The 19,655-nt window shown below is 72.3% G+C and carries 22 protein-coding genes; 15 read left to right on the top strand and 7 right to left on the bottom strand.

From position 1 onward, the window contains the following. Window positions 1–44 precede the first annotated feature (44 nt). The 3 genes from ACWIYF_RS22065 to ACWIYF_RS22055 form a co-directional block, all read right to left on the bottom strand. On the bottom strand, window positions 45–326 hold the full coding sequence (locus ACWIYF_RS22065; protein WP_448624968.1) for a hypothetical protein: 282 nt from the start codon (window positions 324–326) through the stop codon (window positions 45–47). 951 nt (window positions 327–1,277) lie between these two features. Then, window positions 1,278–2,417 carry a baeRF3 domain-containing protein gene (locus tag ACWIYF_RS22060; protein WP_448624967.1) on the bottom strand — a complete coding sequence of 380 codons (1,140 nt, stop codon included), beginning with the start codon at window positions 2,415–2,417 and terminating at the stop codon, window positions 1,278–1,280. 544 nt (window positions 2,418–2,961) lie between these two features. Beyond that, on the bottom strand, window positions 2,962–3,150 hold the full coding sequence (locus ACWIYF_RS22055) for a hypothetical protein (RefSeq protein ID WP_448624966.1): 189 nt from the start codon (window positions 3,148–3,150) through the stop codon (window positions 2,962–2,964). A gap of 95 nt (window positions 3,151–3,245) precedes the next feature. Between ACWIYF_RS22055 and ACWIYF_RS22050 the strand changes: the two genes are divergently transcribed. The 4 genes from ACWIYF_RS22050 to ftsH all read left to right on the top strand — a co-directional run bounded on the left by ACWIYF_RS22050 (window position 3,246) and on the right by ftsH (window position 6,732). Further along, complete coding sequence (locus ACWIYF_RS22050; RefSeq protein WP_448624965.1) at window positions 3,246–3,404, top strand: hypothetical protein; 159 nt, start codon at window positions 3,246–3,248, stop codon at window positions 3,402–3,404. A gap of 481 nt (window positions 3,405–3,885) precedes the next feature. Further along, window positions 3,886–4,224, top strand: a complete 339-nt coding sequence (locus ACWIYF_RS22045) for a hypothetical protein (protein WP_448624964.1) — start codon at window positions 3,886–3,888, stop codon at window positions 4,222–4,224. Between the two features lie 145 nt (window positions 4,225–4,369). Further along, entirely contained in the window at window positions 4,370–4,696 is a 327-nt protein-coding gene (locus ACWIYF_RS22040) for a hypothetical protein (RefSeq protein ID WP_448624963.1), read from the top strand. A gap of 110 nt (window positions 4,697–4,806) precedes the next feature. After that, window positions 4,807–6,732, top strand: a complete 1,926-nt coding sequence (gene ftsH / locus ACWIYF_RS22035) for an ATP-dependent zinc metalloprotease FtsH (protein ID WP_448624962.1) — start codon at window positions 4,807–4,809, stop codon at window positions 6,730–6,732. On the opposite strand, the gene ACWIYF_RS22030 is transcribed toward ftsH, so the two are convergent. Further along, window positions 6,630–7,244, bottom strand: coding sequence for a YetF domain-containing protein (locus ACWIYF_RS22030; RefSeq protein ID WP_448624961.1), 615 nt, complete (start codon window positions 7,242–7,244; stop codon window positions 6,630–6,632). The two genes, ftsH and ACWIYF_RS22030, sit on opposite strands and share 103 nt — an antisense overlap. A 436-nt stretch (window positions 7,245–7,680) precedes the next feature. Between ACWIYF_RS22030 and ACWIYF_RS22025 the strand changes: the two genes are divergently transcribed. The 10 genes from ACWIYF_RS22025 to ACWIYF_RS21980 all read left to right on the top strand — a co-directional run bounded on the left by ACWIYF_RS22025 (window position 7,681) and on the right by ACWIYF_RS21980 (window position 14,892). Further along, window positions 7,681–7,953 (top strand): DUF7455 domain-containing protein, encoded by a 273-nt coding sequence (locus tag ACWIYF_RS22025; RefSeq protein ID WP_448624960.1) that lies wholly within the window; start codon window positions 7,681–7,683, stop codon window positions 7,951–7,953. 210 nt (window positions 7,954–8,163) lie between these two features. Then, the gene (gene mbhE / locus ACWIYF_RS22020) at window positions 8,164–10,473 is read left to right on the top strand and encodes a hydrogen gas-evolving membrane-bound hydrogenase subunit E (protein ID WP_448624959.1); all 2,310 of its coding nucleotides are present in this window, start codon (window positions 8,164–8,166) and stop codon (window positions 10,471–10,473) included. Further along, window positions 10,470–10,952 (top strand): MnhB domain-containing protein, encoded by a 483-nt coding sequence (locus ACWIYF_RS22015; protein ID WP_448624958.1) that lies wholly within the window; start codon window positions 10,470–10,472, stop codon window positions 10,950–10,952. The genes mbhE and ACWIYF_RS22015 overlap by 4 nt, the downstream gene beginning before the upstream one ends. Next, the gene (locus tag ACWIYF_RS22010; protein ID WP_448624957.1) at window positions 10,949–11,335 is read left to right on the top strand and encodes a sodium:proton antiporter; all 387 of its coding nucleotides are present in this window, start codon (window positions 10,949–10,951) and stop codon (window positions 11,333–11,335) included. The genes ACWIYF_RS22015 and ACWIYF_RS22010 overlap by 4 nt, the downstream gene beginning before the upstream one ends. Continuing rightward, on the top strand, window positions 11,332–12,711 hold the full coding sequence (locus ACWIYF_RS22005; protein WP_448624956.1) for a complex I subunit 5 family protein: 1,380 nt from the start codon (window positions 11,332–11,334) through the stop codon (window positions 12,709–12,711). The genes ACWIYF_RS22010 and ACWIYF_RS22005 overlap by 4 nt, the downstream gene beginning before the upstream one ends. Continuing rightward, window positions 12,708–13,211, top strand: a complete 504-nt coding sequence (locus ACWIYF_RS22000) for a Na+/H+ antiporter subunit E (protein ID WP_448624955.1) — start codon at window positions 12,708–12,710, stop codon at window positions 13,209–13,211. The genes ACWIYF_RS22005 and ACWIYF_RS22000 overlap by 4 nt, the downstream gene beginning before the upstream one ends. A 5-nt stretch (window positions 13,212–13,216) precedes the next feature. Then, a complete protein-coding gene (locus ACWIYF_RS21995) occupies window positions 13,217–13,486 on the top strand; it encodes a monovalent cation/H+ antiporter complex subunit F (protein ID WP_448624954.1) in 270 nt (89 codons plus the stop codon). Further along, a complete protein-coding gene (locus ACWIYF_RS21990) occupies window positions 13,483–13,797 on the top strand; it encodes a cation:proton antiporter (protein WP_448624953.1) in 315 nt (104 codons plus the stop codon). Before ACWIYF_RS21995 ends, ACWIYF_RS21990 begins: the two co-directional genes overlap by 4 nt. A 229-nt stretch (window positions 13,798–14,026) precedes the next feature. Beyond that, complete coding sequence (locus tag ACWIYF_RS21985) at window positions 14,027–14,581, top strand: CBS domain-containing protein (protein ID WP_448624952.1); 555 nt, start codon at window positions 14,027–14,029, stop codon at window positions 14,579–14,581. A 5-nt stretch (window positions 14,582–14,586) separates the two neighbouring features. Then, the gene (locus ACWIYF_RS21980; RefSeq protein ID WP_448624951.1) at window positions 14,587–14,892 is read left to right on the top strand and encodes a hypothetical protein; all 306 of its coding nucleotides are present in this window, start codon (window positions 14,587–14,589) and stop codon (window positions 14,890–14,892) included. Between the two features lie 270 nt (window positions 14,893–15,162). On the opposite strand, the gene ACWIYF_RS21975 is transcribed toward ACWIYF_RS21980, so the two are convergent. Both ACWIYF_RS21975 and ACWIYF_RS21970 read right to left on the bottom strand, forming a co-directional pair. After that, on the bottom strand, window positions 15,163–16,392 hold the full coding sequence (locus ACWIYF_RS21975; protein WP_448624950.1) for a PucR family transcriptional regulator: 1,230 nt from the start codon (window positions 16,390–16,392) through the stop codon (window positions 15,163–15,165). 155 nt (window positions 16,393–16,547) lie between these two features. Next, the gene (locus ACWIYF_RS21970) at window positions 16,548–16,850 is read right to left on the bottom strand and encodes a hypothetical protein (protein ID WP_448624949.1); all 303 of its coding nucleotides are present in this window, start codon (window positions 16,848–16,850) and stop codon (window positions 16,548–16,550) included. 475 nt (window positions 16,851–17,325) lie between these two features. On the opposite strand from ACWIYF_RS21970, the gene ACWIYF_RS21965 reads away from it, so the two are divergent. Then, window positions 17,326–18,564, top strand: coding sequence for a hypothetical protein (locus ACWIYF_RS21965; protein WP_448624948.1), 1,239 nt, complete (start codon window positions 17,326–17,328; stop codon window positions 18,562–18,564). A gap of 114 nt (window positions 18,565–18,678) precedes the next feature. On the opposite strand, the gene ACWIYF_RS21960 is transcribed toward ACWIYF_RS21965, so the two are convergent. After that, window positions 18,679–19,047 (bottom strand): CBS domain-containing protein, encoded by a 369-nt coding sequence (locus tag ACWIYF_RS21960; RefSeq protein WP_448624947.1) that lies wholly within the window; start codon window positions 19,045–19,047, stop codon window positions 18,679–18,681. Window positions 19,048–19,655: the final 608 nt, after the last annotated feature.

Genomic DNA, 19,655 nt, shown 5'->3' with positions numbered 1-19,655 from the left:
TAGCGCGGCACCGGCTGCCTGCCGCGCCGTGGGCAGACCGCTCGTCAGCCGTCGACCGGGGAGCACACGCTGTCCCGGTATCCGTCGTAGACGGCAAGGACGTCCTCCAACTCGACGACCTGGGGGAAATCGGCGAGGTCCTGGTGCTGCAGGAGGAAGTCGGCGGTCCGTCGCACGAGGTCCTCCTCTGCCGCAGGAGCGACGCCGAGCTGACCGAGGACGCCGGGAGATAGGTTGAACCAGGACTCCACGGCCTGCTCGCCGGTCCCCAGGCGCACGACGAACTCGTGATCGCCTTGCCGCTCGATCTCGATCTGCTCATTCATCGATCGGCTCCTTCTGTTGCCTTGAGCGAGTCGGCGGAGCCGTGATGGTCCGCCTCCTGCCCCGAGGATACATCGTACTACGATACTCTTGTTGCCACCGAAGGCCCGTGAGACTCCCGGGAGGGGTCAGCGTGCTCGGTGGTCACGAGCGGTTCGTCTCGGGCGGACCTCGCACCGTCGCGGTCGGCGCCATGGTGTGGTCACCGGGCGGTGCCGGCGGCGACTGCCGGACGCCGGCCGGGCTCGGAGTCGGCACTCCTTCCATCGCTCGGACGCTTCCTCTGATCGAGACCCCGGGGTGACCGCCTGCGTCCGTGGGCCACCGCTATTGGCCGGCTCCCCGCTGAGCATCACCATCCCGTGGCGCCGTGAGGAGTGCCGGGAGTGCGGCGGGCGGGCGCTAGCTGGAGATCGCTCCGTAAACGGTGGCGGGGATGCCGGCGGACATGATGAGGAGCAGCCCGCGCAGGGGTCTCCATGAGTCATTCCGCCCATGCGCCGGAAACACGAGCCAGGAACCGACCGAGGCGAGGATCAGAGCCAGGATCAGGTACAGCGCGCTGGCTGCCGGGCTCACGGGGACGTGCCCCGAGAGACAGCGGTCTCGAATGGCAAGGCAAAACCCCACCGGTAAGGGGGCGTGTCGGGTCGCGGGCGTACGACAAGTACCCGCCGACCGCCCCCGGGCTGTCGCGAAACCTCGAAGAGGTCCGCCGGGAGGCCCTGACACAGTCCGACAAAGTCAACGACGGCCCGAGATGGACTCGGATGGTTCATTGTCGTCTCTCGATTCGGCATTCAGTGCGTGACCCGTTCACGAGGCGCGCGCATACGCACGGCGATGTTTGACGCCTTCCACATCGAGGGGTGATCGCCCGGCGCGGGAAGGACTGGTCGGCGGCGAGGCGACCCGCCACCCTGTAGCCGCAGCAGAGGGTCGGTCTGGCGCGGCTAGTAGCGCAGCACCGCCACCACGTCCTCGGCCGCTGGCCATTCCCCCTCGGGGATCACCAGAGCCGTACCCGACTGCCGAAGCGTCTCCACTACGGCCAGTTCGATCTCTTCGTCGGCGGACGCCGTGCTGTCCAAGGGAAGCAGTGTGTGCTCGGCGCTCGCGGACGGCCAGGAGCAGGCTCGTTCGTTGATCAGCACGGTCTCGACACGTCCCTCGACCGCGGCGCGGTGGACGTCGGTGACCGTGCCGACCGTGCGACCGGTTCCGCGCAGCTCGTGGTAGCGCTCGAGGGCGGCCCTCCGGTGCCGCCGGATCTCCGGCTCCGCGGCGGCCCGAGCGAGGCGGTACAGCTGCTCGAGGTCCGTCTGCTCCGCGGTGCCGTCGATGCCGGCCTCGAGCAGGTGGGGATATGTGTTGACCGCGCGGTACAGCGCCTGCAGGTGCTGGACGCCGGCCAGGATGAGTGGCGCGCCGGAAGGTTGCAGCACCTCGCGCAGCGCGCGATCTGTGCCGCGGAAGTGCTGCAGCGCCCGCTCCTTGCGCTGATTCGACTCCCGGTCGACGGCGTGGAAGATCGCCCGGCTTCGCTGTCCGCCACGGTCGGCGACGAACGCATGCACCTCAGGAGTCCGCAGCCGCGGCATGGTTCTCCATGCCGAGAGTTCCAGTCCTTCCACCTCGACCGGCTCCAGCGACAGCGGCGACCCTTGATGGAGCCGGATCTCATCCTGGCTCAGAGTCAGCACGTAGAAGCGACCCTGCCCGTTGAGTGCCGGAAGCACCGGCGCGATCGTGTACCTGTCTCCCACCGCCGCCAGTTCAGGCAGGCGTAGCGGGACGACGTATCGACGCACGCGCTCGGAATCGGCGAACACTGCCAGGCCGAGATGGTTGCCACCCATGGGGCGTGCCTGATCCAGGGCTTCTTTCACGAGGCCCAGGACATGTGCCGTGTCTGGTCGCGCCGAGCTCGTTTCTCGCATGGCCTTGTCCGCGCGCAGCAGCGCATTCTTGGCGCGAATGCGGACCTTGGACGATCGAGAGGTGCCGGGAGACAGCGGTAGGAACAGGGAGAGTCGCGGCGCTCCCACCTCGCCCTTCAGCCGGACGAGATCCTCGGCGAGAAATTCATTCATGCGATCTCCGTTTCGCCGCGCGGTGCCGTTTCGGAGCCGGCACACCAATCGTCGGTGAGCGCGAAGGATTGCTTCCCCAGGAGCTCCCACTCGGGATGCTGGGAACGGCCGTCTACGAACCTCTTTGCTCTTGTGATCCATGGTCAAAATCGCGCACACGAGGCAGTTGCTCCATGCTTCCGGTCGGTCATCTTCGGGTCGCACTCCTTGCCGACCGCCAGCAGATGATCGGGTCGGGCGCCTGGCCGACCTGCGCCTCCGGGCGGATGTGAGCCGACAGCGAGCCCGATTCGGCTCGAGGCAGGAAGCGCCGAGGCGGCAGAGGTGTCCGAGTTCCACGGCCTCGGCAGTAGCGGAGTTCGGTCAGCGACCAGCCGCTCGTCTCGACCTGGCGTCCGCCGTGCCGGAACTGCCGCCCGCCGACGAGGTCGGGCCCGTGCGACCGGTCAGATGTTGGACTCGTCCGCCGGGGTCTCGGCCGGCGGACGTGGGGCTCCGTCGTCGGCGGTGACGGCCGGACAGGTCAGGCCGAGGGTGTAGGCGGTCATCGACAGCGACCCGTAGGCGTAGCCGTGACCAGGACGTCCGTGCTGTCGCCCACCGCGGCCCCGGCCAGGCCGGCCACGTTGCCGCTCGCGATGACGAGCACGCCCCGCTCGCGCAGCGGCGCCAGCGTCCGGTCGAGCTCCAGGTGGTGCTCGAAGCCCTTGGTGGCGTTGATCGACAACTGCACGACCGGGATGGACGCATCCGGAAGGCGTGCACGAGGACCGACCAGGTGCCGTGGTCGATGCCCCAGCTGTCGACGTCGGCACCGACCCAGGTGGGATGGACCACGTCGCTGATCTCGTCGGCCAGCTCGGGCAGCCCCGGAGCCGGGTACTGGACATCGAAGAGCGCCTGAGGGAAGCCGAAGAAACGTGGATCGTGCGTGGCCTGGGCATCGCGGTCACCGGGGTGGCGTTGATGTACCAATGCGCGCTGTGACGAGGACGGCGCGAGGCCGGGGGACGGCCTGCTTGAATACCCGCCACGCCGCGCTGTAACGATTGACCTCGAGCGCGTTCATCGGGTTGCCGTGCCCGAAGAACGCCGCGGGCATCAGCTGCCGACTGGGGGTCCCGGCCTGCGTCATGGCGCCTCCTGGAGCCGCGGTCGGGGCAACACCTCGGCAACGAACGGTGGGAGTCCCGGGCGTGGCGGCGAAGGGTAGGCCGCCGAGGAACACCCGGGCGAGGAAGCGGTCGCGGGTGAGTAATTCCTGCTCCCAGGGGTTCAGGCGAACACACTCCGCGAACCCATCCGGGGCAGGGGCGATTGCCGACGGTCGGCAATGCAGCCGTGCAAACGCTGACCGGCGCGGGCCCTGCCGGGGCACCGTTCACACAGGCATGGTTTCCCTCGGAACGACGTGGGCGTGCAGGTCGAGTCGCGCGGGCCGGCCTCCGCGGTCGACGGGAGGGATGACGTGCTGAGCGAACACGAGCGACAGACCTGGGATCGGATCGAGCGGAGATGCGGCCCCGAGACCGAGGAGGCGGCCGGAGCCTGCGTCGCCGCGAGGCCGGAGAAGTGGCGGCGCCGGCGGGGCGATCTCCCGTCGGTGGTGGTCGGTGGCGGCTGGGGTGCCGTCCTCCTGGTGCTCTTCGGCGTTCCGATGGCCGGTGTCGCCGTCGGGGCGGCCGCCGGCCTGATGTGGTTGCTGTGGCGCTTCTTCCCGCAGGTGGATCCGGCTGGTGCGGCCTTCGCCGAGCAGTACGTCCTGGGCTCCCCGGGTCCCCGCCTTCCGGAGGACAGCCGGGTTTGAGTCCGAGGAGGAGCCGGGGGGTGCTTCCGGTCAGCGCGGACGACGTTGCCGAGGACCGGCAAGCCCGGTGCGCCGGATCGACCGGCGCGGTTCCTGGGTGGGCCACGTTCCGCCGGCGGACCCTCGAGTCAGTGGGAGGTGTGTCGTGCTGAGCCGACGTGAACAGGAGATCTGGGACGAGATCGACCGCAGGTACGGGCCGGAGGCCGACCGGGTGGCCAGGAGCCGTGTCGCCGAGGTGGCGAACGGGTGGCGGCCGCGTCGGCTGGACGAAGCGCCGGGGATCTTCGCGGTCGGCCTGTGGGTCGCCGTCTTCCTGGTCCTCTTCGGCGCGACCGTGGCCGGACCGGCTGTCGGGGCGGGGACGGCTGTCGGTCTGCTGCTGTGGCGTTTCCGGCCACATCGAGACGGCGTCGGCCGGGCCGGTGCCCAGCGGATCACGGCGAGCATGCGCAGCGGGTGGGAGCGATGAGTGCCGCGATGAGCGACGGGAGGCTCCGGCAGCCGGTGCGGGGGGACCGCGACCACCCCAGCCCTCGGCCACCTGCCCAGGCACCTGACCGGCCCTGGCGCACGGAGGGGATGCCGGCACCCCGCGGGGACGGCGATGGCGGCGAGTCGTCGGGCCGCGGGCGGTGGCTGCCCGCCCTCCTGGCCATGCTCATCGGCTACCTGCTGCTCTTCGGCGCGGTGAGCTGGCAGGACGACGGCAGAGCGAGGGAGATCTCCTACACCCAGTTCCTCGAGCAGGTGAACGCCGGCAACGTGGCGGAGATCTTCGCCCGCGGCGACACCCTCGAAGGAGACCTGCGGACGGCGGCGCCGGTCTCGGAGGGCGCCGACGAGACGTACGAGCAGTTCACGACCGAGCGGCCGACCTTCGCCCAGGACGACCTGCTCGCCGCGCTCGAGGACTCCGGCGCCACCGTGAGCGCCACCCCGGTGGTGGAGCAGCGCGGCGCGTTGTGGAATCTGCTGATCTCGTTCCTCCCGTTCCTGGCGATCATCGCCTTCTACTGGTGGCTGGTGCGGCGGCAGGCCCGGGCGCTCGGCGGCGGGATGTTCGGTGGTGGCGCGAGGCAGAAGCCGGTGGCCCCGGAGAGCGTGCGGGTCAGCTTCGACGACGTCGCCGGCATCGACGAGGTGGAGGCAGAGATCTCCGAGATCGTCGACTTCCTCCGCAATCCCGAGAAGTACCGCCGGCTCGGCGCGCGTGCACCGAAGGGCATCCTGCTGGCCGGCCCACCGGGCACCGGCAAGACGCTGCTGGCCCGGGCGACGGCCGGGGAGGCGGGCGTCCCGTTCTTCTCGGCCAGCGCCTCGGAGTTCATCGAGATGATCGTGGGGGTGGGCGCCCAGCGGGTGCGCGAGCTGTTCGCCGAGGCCCGCAAGGTCGCGCCGTCGATCGTCTTCATCGACGAGATCGACACGATCGGACGGGCCCGCGGCGGCGCGGTGGCCCAGGGCGGGCACGACGAGCGGGAGCAGACGCTCAACCAGGTCCTGACGGAGATGGACGGCTTCTCCGGTTCCGAGGGCGTCGTCGTGCTCGCCGCGACCAACCGGGCCGACGTCCTCGATCCGGCGTTGCTGCGCGCCGGCCGCTTCGACCGCACCATCCACGTCAACCCGCCGGATCTGACCGGCCGCCACGAGATCCTGCAGGTGCACGTCCGCGGGGTGCCGCTCGCGCCGGACGTCGACCTGCGCCGCGTCGCCGCGATCACGCCGGGGATGACGGGTGCGGACCTGGCGAACCTGGTCAACCAGGCCGCCCTCGGTGCCGCCCGGCGCGGGGCCGACTCGGTCACCGAGCGGGACTTCTCCGACGCGCTCGAGCGGATCCAGTTGGGCGCCGAGCGGAATGTGATCATCCCCGAGGAGGAGCGCCGGCGGACGGCCTACCACGAGGCCGGGCACGCCCTGCTCGGCATGCTGCAGCCGGGCGCCGACCCGGTCCGCAAGGTCTCGATCATCCCGCGCGGCCACGCCCTGGGGGTCACGCTCTCCACCCCGGAGGCCGACCGCTACGGCTACGACGAGCGCTACCTGCGCGGGCGGATCATCGGCGCACTGGGCGGGATGGCGGCCGAGGAGGAGGTCTTCGGCATCGTCACCACGGGTGCGGAGAGCGATCTGGAGACGGCCACGACGATCGCCCGGGCGATGGCCGGGCGGTGGGGGATGTCCGAGCGTGTCGGGCGGGTCTCGGTGCTCCCGAAGGACGCCGACCCGCGGATGGCCGGCGTGTCCGACGCCATGCTGGACGCGGTCGACGACGAGGCGCGGCGGATCAGCGACGAGGCCTACGCCGAGGCGCGGCGGTTGCTGCGGCAGCACCGCGACGAGCTCGATGCGATCGCCGCGCAGTTGCTGGAGCACGAGACGCTCGACGAGCCGGCGATCTACGCGGCCGCCGGCATCCCCCGCCCGCCCGGACCGCCCGCGGCGACGGGCGCAGCCGTCGCGTCCGGCGGCCCGGTGACCCAGGTGCCGGTGGCCGGCTGATCGCCGTCGCCCGGTCGAGGACCGGGGTCAGAACGCGGTCTCCGGCGAACGGGGTCCTCGGGCTCCTCCCGGTCGCGGCGGACGATGCTGATCATGCCGTTCGGCTCGATGGAGGCACGCTCGACCTCGGCCGGGTCCTCGATGCCGTGCAGCCGGAGCTGGGAAGCACCTCGTCGCGAGTCATGAACTCCCGCCGGAGCACCTCGCGGTTGATCTCCCCGGCCCTGATGAGCGGCCGCGGTCGAGCCTTGAGGAGCGGGCCGAGCCGGGGCCACCGGTAGGCGACGGCGTCTAACACGACGCTCCAGAACAGGATCGTGGCCACCAGCAGGCAGGCCGTCCGCGACCGAGCTGGCCTCCTCGTGCAGTCCGGCGGCCGCCGCCTCGGCGACGAGGACCACGAGCAGCACGCCGGTGATGCCGAACCCACCCGCTTCCCGCTGGCCGACGATCCGCAGCGTCACCAGCAGCGCGATGAACGTCACGCTGCCGCGGATGACGACGTCCAGCACGGGGACGCGGGGGCGAGGACGGCGGTCAGGTCCGGCACGCGAGCTGGGATACCCCCGTGACACCGGGATAGCCCGGCCTGTGCCGCGTCCGCTCGCTTCTGACGCGGTCACGGCCGGAGGCCGCACCGAGGCCGATCACCGCCTCTCGGGTGGCGCTCCCGCCCCCCAGCAGCAGGCGGCGCCGCGGATCCGGTTGCCGACGACCGGCAAGCCCGAGGTGTACCGGGTGACCGGTCATGCCCCTGGCCGGGGTGCGTTCCGGAGGGCATGGTCGAGCTCAGCAACCGGGGCAGTGCTCAGCAGGACGACCAGCAGCTCTGGGACGACCTCGAGCGGTTCCCACGCCGTCACGGCGAGGAACCCGCCCCACGCGATCGGCGCCGGGCCGGCGCCACGCGTCCATCGACCTGAACGATCGACAACAGGAGGAGCTTCGATGCCCACCGCCACTCGGGACGGGGACGTCAGGGTCTCCGCGCCCACCGTCGGCGCGCTGACGCTCGCCGACCGCTGCGATGCACGTGCCGTCGTATGGGGCCCCAACGGCAGGACCGGTCGTGGGGCCTGCGGCGCGCAGGGCTTCATCCGCGCCGTCCTGCCCACCGGCAACGACCTGATCTTCTGCGCCCACCACGGCCGGGAGAACCTGGCGGCCCTTGCGGCTGCCGGTGCGGCCATCCGTGACGAGACCCACAAGATCAACGCGTAGTCTCCCCGGACCGGCCGCCACGAGTCGCCGTCCGCGCAGGCCTGATCGAGCCCTGACCCCGCCGAGTACGGCCCCGGCACCGAACCGCGTCGATTCGCGGACACGCGCCCGGGTATGTGCCGCGCGCTCGGTTCCACCGCTCGCGGCGAGGACGTGCGTCCTGCCGCTTTCGCTCCGGCGCTCAGCAGCGGCGGTCGACAGGGAGTGGCCATGGTCGCGCGCGCCCACGCCGAAGTCGCCACGGCGACGACACCGGGACGGGACCGAGCCACGGACTGGCAGGGGTGGCTGTCCAGTGCGCTCGCGGCGGCCGCGTTCCTCGGCTGCCTGATCGCGTGGACGGGGGGCGGGGGCACCTGGTCGGTGCCCTGGGCGCCGACCCTGGACCTGCACCTGAGCTTCTCCCTCGACGGGCTGGGCGCGCTGTACGCGCTGCTGGCCACCGGTATCGGGGCCCTGGTCTTCGCGTACGGCACGGCGTACCTCTCGCGGCACCTGACGCACCAGGGCCGCTCGGCGGGGGAGCGGTGGCGGTTCTGGCCGTGGATGGCCCTGTTCGCGTTCGCGATGGTGGGGCTGGCCATGGCGCAGGACCTCGTCCTGCTCTTCGTCTTCTTCGACCTGACCGCGGTCTGCTCCTACTTCCTGATCGGCTTCGACCGCGCCGAGACCGAGGCGCGGCGGTCGGCGCTGATGGCCCTGCTGGTGACCGTGGTCAGCGCGGTGGCGCTGCTGATCGCCGCCGTCCTGCTCTATGCCCGGTACGGCACCTTCTCCATCCCGGAGCTGCTCGATCGCGCGGAGCCGGGGGCGACGACCACGATCGCCGCGGCACTGCTCGCGGTGGCGGGGCTGGCCAAGAGCGCCCAGGTGCCGCTCCACTTCTGGCTGCCCAAGGCGATGGCCGCGCCCACCCCTGTGTCGGCCTACCTGCACTCGGCGGCCATGGTGGCCGCCGGCGTCCTCGTGCTCGGGCGGGTCAATCCACTGCTGGCCCGCAGCGAAGCGGTGCTCACCGGTCTGCTGGTGATCGGTACGGTCTCGATCGTCGTGGGGGGCATCCTCGCGCTCGGCCAGGACGTGCTCAAGCAGGTGCTCGCCTACTCGACGATCTCCCAGTACGGGTACGTGGTGGTGCTCTACGGCATCGGGGGACCCGCCGCCAGCGGTGCCGCGGCGTTCTACGTGCTCGCCCACGGCGTGGCCAAGAGCGCCCTGTTCATGACCGCGGGCGCAGTCACCATGGCCACGGGGGAGGACCGGCTGTCCCGGCTCGGGGGGCTGGGACGGCGGATGCCGGTGCTGGCGGCCTCCGCCGGGCTGGCCGCCGCCAACCTCGCCGGGCTGCCGCTCACGGTCGGGTTCTTCAAGGACGAGTTGTTCTTCGGTGCGGCCCAGGAGGCAGGGCCCTGGACGACGGCCATCGCGGTGCTCGCCGCGGGCCTCACGCTCGGGTACATCGCGCGCTTCTGGACCCTGCTGTTCCTCGGGCGGACGCGCACGGCCGTGGGGACCACCTCGGTGCTGCTCACCGCACCGGTGGCCGTTCTCGCGGTGGTCAGCGTGGCGGGTGGCCTGGTGCCCGGGCCCTTCGAGCGCCTGGCCGAGGACGCCGGCAGCGTGACCCAGGGTGCGCCGGTGACGCTCTCGCCCGGCTACCACGTCGACGCCTCGCCGGCCACGCTGATGACCCTGGGCGCCTGGGTGCTGGGCGGCCTGCTCGTGGCGCTCCCGCGGGGCGCCGGCCGGGCGTCGGCCGTGCTGGCGCGGTCTGGGGACAAGCTGGGCCCGCTGCGGGTCTACCACCGGACGCTGCGGGTGTTGTTCCGGGTCTCCGGTGCCGTCCACGACCGCGAGGTGCGCGATCTGCGGACCAGCGTGGCGGCAGTGCTCGTGCCGGCGGGGGTGCTGACGGGACTGGCGCTGCTCGTCACCCCGACGGTGGGCGCGTTCGCCGTCGGCACGCTCCGCGGCAGTGACTGGCTGGTCCTGCCCTTGCTGGGGCTGGTCGCGGTCGCCACCCTCGTGGCCGCCCGATCCGCGGCGCGGCTGGGGATGGTGCTCGCCCTGGCGGTCGCCGGCTTCGCACTCTCCGGTGTCTACGCGCTGGTCGGGGCGCCGGACATCGCGCTGGTGTCGGTCCTGGTCGAGACGACGATCACGCTGGTCTTCCTGGCCGCACTGGCCCGGCAGCCCCGCGACGGCCCCCTGGTCGGGCGGTTCCCCACGCGTCCGCAGTCGGCGGTCCCGCCCCGGGAGCGCCGGCGCCGGAAGATGCTCGCCAGCGGCGTCGCGGGGCTGGCGGCCTTCGCCGGCGTCTGGGGCTTCCTCTCCGCCCCGACCAAGGCCCCGAGCATCGCTGAGGACTTCATCCGGCTGACTCCGAGTGCGCACGGCAAGGACGTCGTCACGGTGATCATCACCGACTTCCGCGGCCTGGACACCCTCGGCGAGATCACCGTGCTGCTGATCGCCGGCGTCGGGGTCGCGACGCTGCTGCGGAAGGGCAGGCTGTGGTGAAGAGATCGGACACGGTGCTGCGAGAGGTGGCCCGGCTGGTGCGGGGGCCGAGCCTCGTCGTCGCCGTCGGCCTGATGGTCAAGGCCTACTCGGAAGTCGGTGACGGGTTCGCCGCGGGAGTGGTCGTCGCCCTGGCGGTCGCGCTGTCGTTCGTCGCGCTGGGAGCCGCGCAGGCGGAGCGCGAGCTCCCGTTCCTGCGCTTCACCCCGGCCCTCGCGGTCGGCGGCCTGGTCCTGTCGCTGCTCGCGGGCTTCTTCCCCCTCGCCCTCGGGCAGCAGCCGTTCAGTCACCTCCCGGGGCCGGGGGAGGAGGTCGCCACCGTCGGGGCGCTCGAGCTGTTCACGCCGCTGCTGTTCGACCTGGGCGTGTTCTTCCTCGTCGTCGGTGTGCTGACCGTGCTGCTGCACCAGCTCGCCGACCCGGACAGCGAGGCCGGCGACCCCGTCGACGACTCCATTGCCGACGGGGGACGGCGATGATCCTCGCCTTCGCGCTGACCGCCGGCGTGCTCTTCGGGAGCGGTGCCTACCTGCTCCAGCAGCGCGACCTCTTCCGCGTCGTCGGGGGCATCGCGCTCGTCTCCCAGGCGGCGGCGGTGACCCTGATCGGGGTGAGCCTCACCCGCGGTCAGGCACCGATCGCGCCCGACCCGGGCCGGCCGGTCAGCGACCCGGTTCCGCAGGCGCTCGTCCTCACCGCCCTGGTCATCGGGCTGGCCACCCTCGCGCTGCTGCTCGCCCTCGTGCACCGGGTCGTCGTGGTCTTCCGGACGGCGCACCGGCAGACGCTGGCCGCGCGGGAGGCCGAGCACGAGCAGGCCCTCGAGCCGGACCAGCAGCGCGATTGCGACGAGGCCACATGACGGTCCTCTCGGTGACCCTGCTGGTGCCCTGGGCAGCGGGGACGCTGCTCGTCGTGCTCGACGGGCGACGACCGGCAGTGGCGTGGGCGGCCGTCGCGGCGCTGGCGGCGACCCTGGCGCTGGTCGCCGTCCTCACCGTGCGCGTGATCGCCTCCGGCCCCGAGCAGTTGGTGACCGGCGGCTGGCCGGCGGGGATCGGGATCGTGCTGCGGGCCGACGCGCTCGGCATCGCGTTCGCGCTGGTGTCGGCGCTCGTGCTCCTGGCCGCGGCGGCGCACGAGGCAGTCACCGGGCCGCAGGCACGGACCTTCCCCGGCCTGCTGGTCCTGCTCGCCGCCGGGCTCACCGGCCTGTTCCTCACCGGAGACCTCTTCGACTTCTACGTCTTCTTCGAGATCTCGATGACCGCCTCGTACGCGCTCACGGCGTACGGGGGAACGGCCCGGCAACTGCGGGCGGCGCTGATCTTCGCCGCGGTCAACCTGCTCGGCTCGTTCATCTTCCTGATCTCGGTGGCCGGCACCTACCACGTCACCGGTGCCCTGGCCATGGCCGACATCGCCGCGCGCATGCCGGCGGTCGGCGCCAACGCGGGACTGCTGGTCGCCGTCGGCTTCTTCGTGGCCTTCAGCGTCAAGCTCGGCCTGTTCCCGTTCCACTTCTGGCTGCCGACGGTCTACGCCGGCAGCCGGCCCGCTGTGGCGGCGGTGCTGAGCGGGGCGGTGGCCAACATCGGCGGCTACGGCCTGCTGCGCTTCGGTGGCGGCATGTTCCCGGAGCAGCTGTGGCTGGCCTCGACCGCCCTCGTGGTCATCGGCGTGGCGTCGATCCTCTACGGCGCGGTGCTGGCGACGTCACGGGGTGATCTCCCGGAGACCCTGGCCTACTCCGCCATCGGCCAGGTGGGCTACGTGCTGGTGGCGTTGGGCGTCGGGGGCGCGGTGGGCCTGGTGGCCGCCGTCCTGTACGCCCTGGTCAACGCGCTGAACAAGGCGCTGCTGTTCCTGACCACGGGGCTGCGGGGACGTCTGGTCGCCGGAGCGGTCGTCATCGGCGCGCTCAGCGTCGCCGGCGTGCCGCCGGCGGTGGGCTTCGTCGGCAAGCTCGAGTTGTTCCGCACCGCCGTCGCCGCGGGCAGTGCCGCACTCGTCGTCCTCCTGCTGCTGGGCAGCGCGCTGTCGCTCGTCTACATGTTCCAGACCTACCAGCGGGCGTTCTGGCGCGGTGACCACTCCGAGCGCGGCGCAACCGCGTTGCCGGGTCGGCTGGTCCTCGCCGCGCTGGCCCTGGTCGTCCTGGCGCTCGGGCTGTGGCCCGAGCCCCTGGTGGCGCTCAGCGAACGCGCCGCCGAAGTCCTGTCCGGGAGGCAGAGTTGACCAAGGTAGGGATGATCGCCGACGCCGGTCGCGTCATCGTGCTCGTCGCCGTCTACCTGCTGGTCCTGACCAGCGTGGGCCCCGGCGACGTCCTCGTCGGGACCCTGCTCGCCCTCGCGATCGTCGCGACCACACGCTCCGTGCGCCGCCCGGATCCCACACCGGCGGCAATCACACCCGCGCGGCGGCTGGCCGGCGTGCCCGCGCTGCTCGGCGGCACGGTCGTGGACATGGCCCGCGCCTCGTGGCAGGTCGCCCTCTGCTGCCTCCGCGGACGGCTCCCCGCCCCGGGCCTGGTCACGGTGCCCATCGGTCCCCGGGCGAGCTCCGCGGCCGCCTGGGGCATCCGGGTCGGGCTCTCGCCGGACACCATCGTCGTGGAGGCCGACGAGCAGCGCGGCGAGCTGCTGCTGCACGTCCTGGACGCACGCGACCCGGACGCGGTGCGCCGCGAGCAGCTGGACATCTACGAGCGGCGCCAGCGCCGGGTCTTCCCCTGATCGCCGTGCCGACCCCTCTCCTCGTCGTCGCCCTGGTGTGGGTCACGCTGCTGCTCGTGGCCGGGGGGCTGGTGCTGCTCCGGGCCCGGGACGCCGTCCAGCGCCTCGTCGCGCTGGACCTGCTCGCCGTGGTCGTCATCGCCCTGCTCGCGCTGGTGTCGTACCTGCGCGACCAGCCCTACTACTTCGACGCGGCGGTGGCGCTCGCGTTGCTCTCCCTGGTCTCCTCCGCGGCCGCTGCGCGGTACCTGTCCTCGGGAGGACCGTTCGAATGATCGCCGTCGTGCTCGACGTCGTCGGGGTGGCCCTGCTGCTGGTGGGCCTGGTGCTGCTGACCATCAGCCTCATCGGCCTGCTGCGCCTGCCGGACACCTACAGCCAGCTGCACGCGCAGGGCCTGGCCACCGGTCCCGGGGTGATCGCCGTCCTCGCCTCGTCGGTGGCGACCGAGAACGCCGGCATCATCACCTTCGCGGTGCTGGGCATCGCCTTCGTGGCGCTCACCTCGCCGGCGTCGGGCCATGCCATGGCCCTCGCCGCCAACCGCCGCAGCGGCCGCCCGGAGGAACCGCGGTCCGACGCGTAGCCGCGTCGCCTCCCGGTGGGACGGCTCCGGGTGCGACCGCCCACATCGCCGCCACCGGGCAAGCGATGCGCGCTGCGGCTCGACCGCTGCGGCGCTCCATTGCCGGGGGTCGGCAATCCATCGCCGACGCATCTGTCCCGCCGAGGCTCTCGTGCGCGCGTCGGTTTCCCCGCAGGATCGAGGCCGAATCCCCTGGAGACACGGCGAAGGCCGTGGAGAGGAGTAGAGGATGAGCTCCCTGGTCCATCTCGGCCGAGCGGCTGCAGACGGCGCGCAACTGATGCCGCGACCTGCGGTCCAGCCGCTGCCCGGTGCGCTGGTGGAGGCGCGGTCCACCACTCGCCGCAACCTGACCGCCGCCGACCTGATGACCCGCCTGCCGTCGACCGTGCACCACAGTGACTCGATGTGGCGGGCGTGGGACCTGCTCCATCGCGCCCGTCTCCGGCATCTCGTGGTGGTCGACGACCACCACCGGCCGCTGGGCGTGCTCGATGACCGCACCGTCGCCCTGGAGTGGCCGCCCGGACCGATGAACCCACACCGCACGCCGGTGCACACCCTGCTGCGCGGCCGTGCCCGCCCCCGAGTAGGAGCCGGCGATGACGTAGCGACGGTCGCCCGGACCATGTTGAGCGCCCAGGCCGACGCGGTGCCCGTGGTGGGCCGAGACGGACGGCTGTTCGGGCTGGTCACCCTGTGGCATTTCGCCGAACTGGCCGCGGGCACTGGCGAGGAGGGGCCACCGAGCGGGTCCACCGCCGGGACGACGGGCGAGGGGTGACCGAGGTGGGTCAGGCCGCGACCGTCGTCGCCGAGCGCAAGGCGCTGCTCGCGCGGACCGAGTCCCTCGTCCGCGAGTTCCATCCCGCGCTGCCGGCCGGGGCCGTCATACGCGCGGTGACCCACTGTCGCGCCGAACTGCTGCGGGCCGGGGTGCGCCGGGGACTGGCCAGCGCCACCGAGGCCCGGGTGCGCGTCCAGCTGGGCGCAGCCAGGCGACCCCTCCGAGGGGCGCCGATCGCGTCCGCGGACGGACGGCCCCCGATGGCCGGGACGGCCCCCGACCTGTTCAGCGGAAGGAGAGCGTCGTGATCACCCGCTGGCGCCGAGCCGTCCTGACGGTGCTCGCCGCCGTCGTAACCGCGCTGACCGTAGGAGCGGGCACTGCCCTTGCTCATACGCCGGTCAGCATCTCGGGCGCTTCCGGCCCGGACGAAGGTGCGCCCGCCGGTCTGGCCGCCACCGTGGTGGCTGTGGGCCTGGCTTGCTTCATCGTCGGCGTCGCGCTGGGGCTGGCCGTCCAGCGCCGTGTCGCGACACCGGGTGACCGCATCGAGCCGCCTTCCCGGGTGTCGCGCCCGGTCAGGGTTCGCCGGGCAGCGGCCTCGCGGGCCATTCGAGCAGCCGGGCGCCGACCACGGCGGTGTGCAGCGCGAACCGCTGGTCGGGCTGGGCGACGCTGTACCCGGTCAGCTGGGCGACCCGGGCCAGGCGGTAGGTGACCGTGCGCACCGAGACGTGCAGCCGCCGGGCGGCCTCGGTCGCGACCTCGCCGGCGGCGAAGTACGCCCGCAGCGTCTCCAGCAGCACCTGCGCGCCACCGCGCACCCGCTCCAGGGGCGTGAGCACGTCGCGGACCAGGTCCACGATGGCCGCCTGGTCCCGGCCCAGCACGCGGTAGACGAGCAGGTCGCGGACGTCGAGGACGTCGCCCTCCAGGCCGAGCCGGTCGGCGACGGTGACCGCCTCCAGCGCCTCCTCGTAGCTGCGGGCCACGCCGAAGGCGCCGGGAAAGGCGCGCCCGGCCGCGACCCGCCACCGGCCGGGCACCCGCAGCCGGCGCAGGTCCTGGTGCAGCACGCTGCCCACGTCGCCGCCCGGCGTGCGGGCGAGGGCCGGCGCGGCACCGCCGGGGAGCACGACCACCACCCGGCCGTCCTTGGTCGCGACCAGCACCTCGCGATCGCCGAACCGGTCGACGACGGCCCGTTCCAGGCCGGTGGCCGCGCGGTCGAGCGCGGCCTCCCCGTCCCGCGGCGCCACCAGCGCGACGTGGTGGGGTTTGCCCAGGTCGATGCCGAACGGCTCGGCGCGCTGCACCATGCGCGAGACGTCGGCGTCCCCGCGCAGCAGGTCGTCGACGAACTCCGCGCGCAGCGCCTCCTCCCGGCGGATCATGTCGCGGCGCTCGGACTGGTGGCCGTCGACGAGCACGCCGATGGCGTCGTCGAGCACCCGCAGGACCGCCTCGGCCGCCCGGCGGACCTTCTCCGGATCGGCGGAGCGCACCACGACCGGCAGCTGCCGCCACAGCCGCCAGGCCGCGGACAGGTAGAGGTCCACCGCGCGTCGCGCCCCCACGCCCTGCGCGGCGGCGCGCCGGCCGAGCTCGCGGACGGCCTCGAGCTCGACGTCGTCGGGCCGGCGGCCGTTGATCGCGGCCTCGGCCAGCAGCGGCAGGTACTCGCCGAGCAGCTCCGCCGGCGCCTGGACGGCGGACGCCGCCGAGGCTGCCACCGAGGCCAGCCACTCGTCGGAGGCACCCGGCGTTGCCCTCCGGTCGGGACGCGCCCCTTCCTGGCTACGGGGCATCTTCCCTCCTCCCGCATTGCCGACGATCGGCAAGAACAGTACCGAGGGAGCCATGCTGGGCGGCCACCCGCCTCGCGGGATGGCCGAGGCCGGCAGGGAGGCTGAGCGGCGCTCAGCTCACCGGAGCAGCGGGGAAGGACGTCGCTATGCGTCCGTCACCAGTTCGCGGGCGGGTCGCTGGCGGGGAACGACTGCATTCCCCACTGATCGACGATGTCGATCGGCGGACTGGAGGCGGCCCCCTCGTCAACGGGCACTCCGACGTCTTCGGGCCGTACCCGGGCAGGCTCCACCGTCTGGATCGCTGGGGCCCGCGCTGCGGGCGACCGCATCTCCGGAACTTCCAACTCTGCACCGCGGATCAGAACGGTCGTCACATCGGCTCCCTTCGTCGTGGCGATACACCAAGCGTCGTCCGATTCGGGGCCGGCATCCATGGCGTCGGCCGGCCATGTCACGGACGGGCTGCTTGCCGGAGTCCAGCAAGCAGCGCGAGCTGATCTGCCCGCACGTGCCGGGCATCGAGGCCTGACCATGACGGCGCGACGAGTTCACGCGCTTGCCGGACTCCGGCAGTGATTGCTGTACGCAGCTGTCCCGTCGTCGCCATCGAGACCCCGCGCCTTCCCCGGCAGACTCGAGCACGACCGGCTGGGCCCAGGATCGACACCCGCGGGACGGAGCAGTGACGAGTTCCGTCGCTGCATCGCGGTGGCTCCTGCCCAGTGGCCATGGACTCGCGCGCCGACGTGTTCCGGCGCCATGCGGCGAGGTCTGCCCAGCGATGCGCCCGCGGCGCCGGAGTCCGCCGCGGGCTGGCGGGCTGAGACGGACGACGACCAGGACGGGAACCAGATGATGACGATGGTGAGCCTCTACAGGCGGCTCGTCCGTCCACCCGATGGGGAGGCGGCCGACATCCCGGACGCGCGCGTGAGCGACGTTGCCACCAACGGCCTTCGCCAGATCGCCGCTCAGGGACTCCAGAGCACCGGCGATCAGATCGTCAACGCCAAGACGGTGCTGCCGTGGCTGTTCTCTGCGCTCGGAGTTCCGGGTGTGCTGGTGGGCCTGCTCGTACCGATCCGCGAATCCGGCTCAATGCTGCCCCAGGCGGTTCTCGTGCCGTGGGTGCGACGCCACCGGGTGCGCAAGTGGCTGTGGGTGGCGGGCTCGGCCGGCCAGGCGCTGGCCACCGCCTCGATGGCCGTCACAGCGGCGACCGCGAGCGGTACGGCTGCCGGCATTGCGATCCTCGCGGCCCTCGCCGTCTTCTCCCTCTCTCGTGCCCTGAACTCTCTGGTCGGCAAGGATGTCCTCGGCCGCACCGTTCCCAAGGGCCAGCGGGGACAGGTCACCGGGCTGGCCACGGTGCTCTCCGGCGTCGTCGCCATCACCGTCGGTGTGTGCATCCGCTTCGTCCACGGCGGCGACGCCGGACCCCTCGTCGCGCTGCTCGCCGCCGGTGCCCTCGCCTGGACCGTGGCGCTCGCCGTCTATGCGGGGATCCGCGAGCCGACCGGGGACGCCGTCCCGATCACGGACGAGAGTCCGGGCTGGGCCAGGCGCTCCGTCACGCTCCTGCGGGTGGACGCCGCCTTCCGGCGCTTCATCGTGGTGCGCACTCTGCTGCTGGTCTCCGCTCTGAGTCCGCCCTTCGTCGTCGCTCTCGCCGCCGAGCACGGCGGTGGGCTGGGTGGGCTGAGCGCGTTCGTCATCGCGTCGGGCGTGGCGAGCGTCGTGGGTGGGCGCCCCTTCGGACGCTGGGCCGATCGCTCCAGTCGGCAGATGATGATCGCGGGCGCCGCTACCGCCTCCGCGGTCATCCTCGCGCTCCTGGCGCTGCTCGCCGTCCCTGCGGTGCGCGAGTGGGTGCTGCTCTACCCCGTGGTCCACCTGCTGCTGGCGCTGACGCACACCGGCGTGCGGATGGCGCGCAAGACCTACCTCGTCGACATGGCGGGGGGCGACCGCCGCACGGAGTACGTGGCCGTGGCGAACACGCTGATGGGTGCGCTGCTGCTCGGGGCCGGCGTCGTCTCCAGCGCCCTGGCCCTGCTGGGCGCCGAGGCGGCGCTGGCGTTCCTGGCTCTGCTCGGCGCGGCCGGGGTGGTCGCCGCCCGCTCGCTCCCCGAGGTCAGCGCCCGCTCAGGGACGCCGGCCGTGTCATAGCGCACCCAGGCTCCACCTACCCCCGTTGACTGCCAGAGCGAGGTTGACCTCAGTCGGCCGTCGCCGCCGGGACGGGCAGGTCGGCGCTCCCATGGAACGCCGATGACCAGCCGTTTACCGAGCGGCCGCGATGAACTCGAGGTAGTGCCGCACCGTGACGAGGCCTTCCAACCGGCCGTCCTCGTCCACGACAGGAACCGCGTCGGTGCGAGCATCCAGCATGGTTCGTGCAACCTTGGCCAGGTCGTCCGAGCCGCGTACCCGGGGCCCGGTCCGGAACCGGAGCAGTTGGGAAACCGGCAGGTGGTGTGCTGCGAGTGGACCCGGCGGCCACTCGAGGGCGATGTCCCGCTCGTCGAGTATCCCGATCGGGCGCACGCCGTCGTCGATCACGACAAGATGCCGATGGTGCTCACCGCGCAGGCGCCCCCAGGCGGTGAACAGCGACGTGTCGGCATCGACCACTGCGGGATGACGAGACATCACCTGCCCCGCCGTCGGAAGGGGCGGTGAGTCGTTCGGCCGCCGGTCCCTCGTTGGACGCGCTGCTGCGTGGACGATCGGGCGGTCTATCCGCACCATTTCGGACGGCATCGTGAATTCCTCTCTGTCCTTTGACCAGGTGCTGATGAACAGGGTCAGTTGGCGTATCCCGTTCGGGCTCCACGGTCTGACCGGAGGTGATCAGCCGGCGTGCGGCGTGTCGCCGGCCATGCGTTCCCGATCAGCCGGTGGGTTGCAGTTCGCGATCCATTTCTGAGGCGGCGATTGCGTTATCGAGTAGCTCTCGCCACTGGCGCCCAGAACATCCACGCGAGCACGGTGGCTGTGAGGAGGCGGCTCCTGCCGGCGATGAGAGCGTCTGCTGCTCTTTGCGCATGGGGAGCGTCCTTCACGCGTCGAAGCGGCGGTGACAAGTGAGCGTCAACGGACTTCGCGGCCAGAGCCACCGTGGCCAGGTCGCCTTCCACGGCCTCGTCACATCGTCCGGCTTGCAGCGAGCGCGGGTGGCGCTTCGCGAGGTCGGTGGTCCGCTTCCCGGGTCTTGCCAGCCCAATGGTGGAGACGGGCGGCCGCTACCACGGCGAAGA

It is taken from the genome of Geodermatophilus sp. URMC 64 (assembly GCF_053502555.1).
This window is presented reverse-complemented; position numbering and strand designations above follow the sequence as displayed.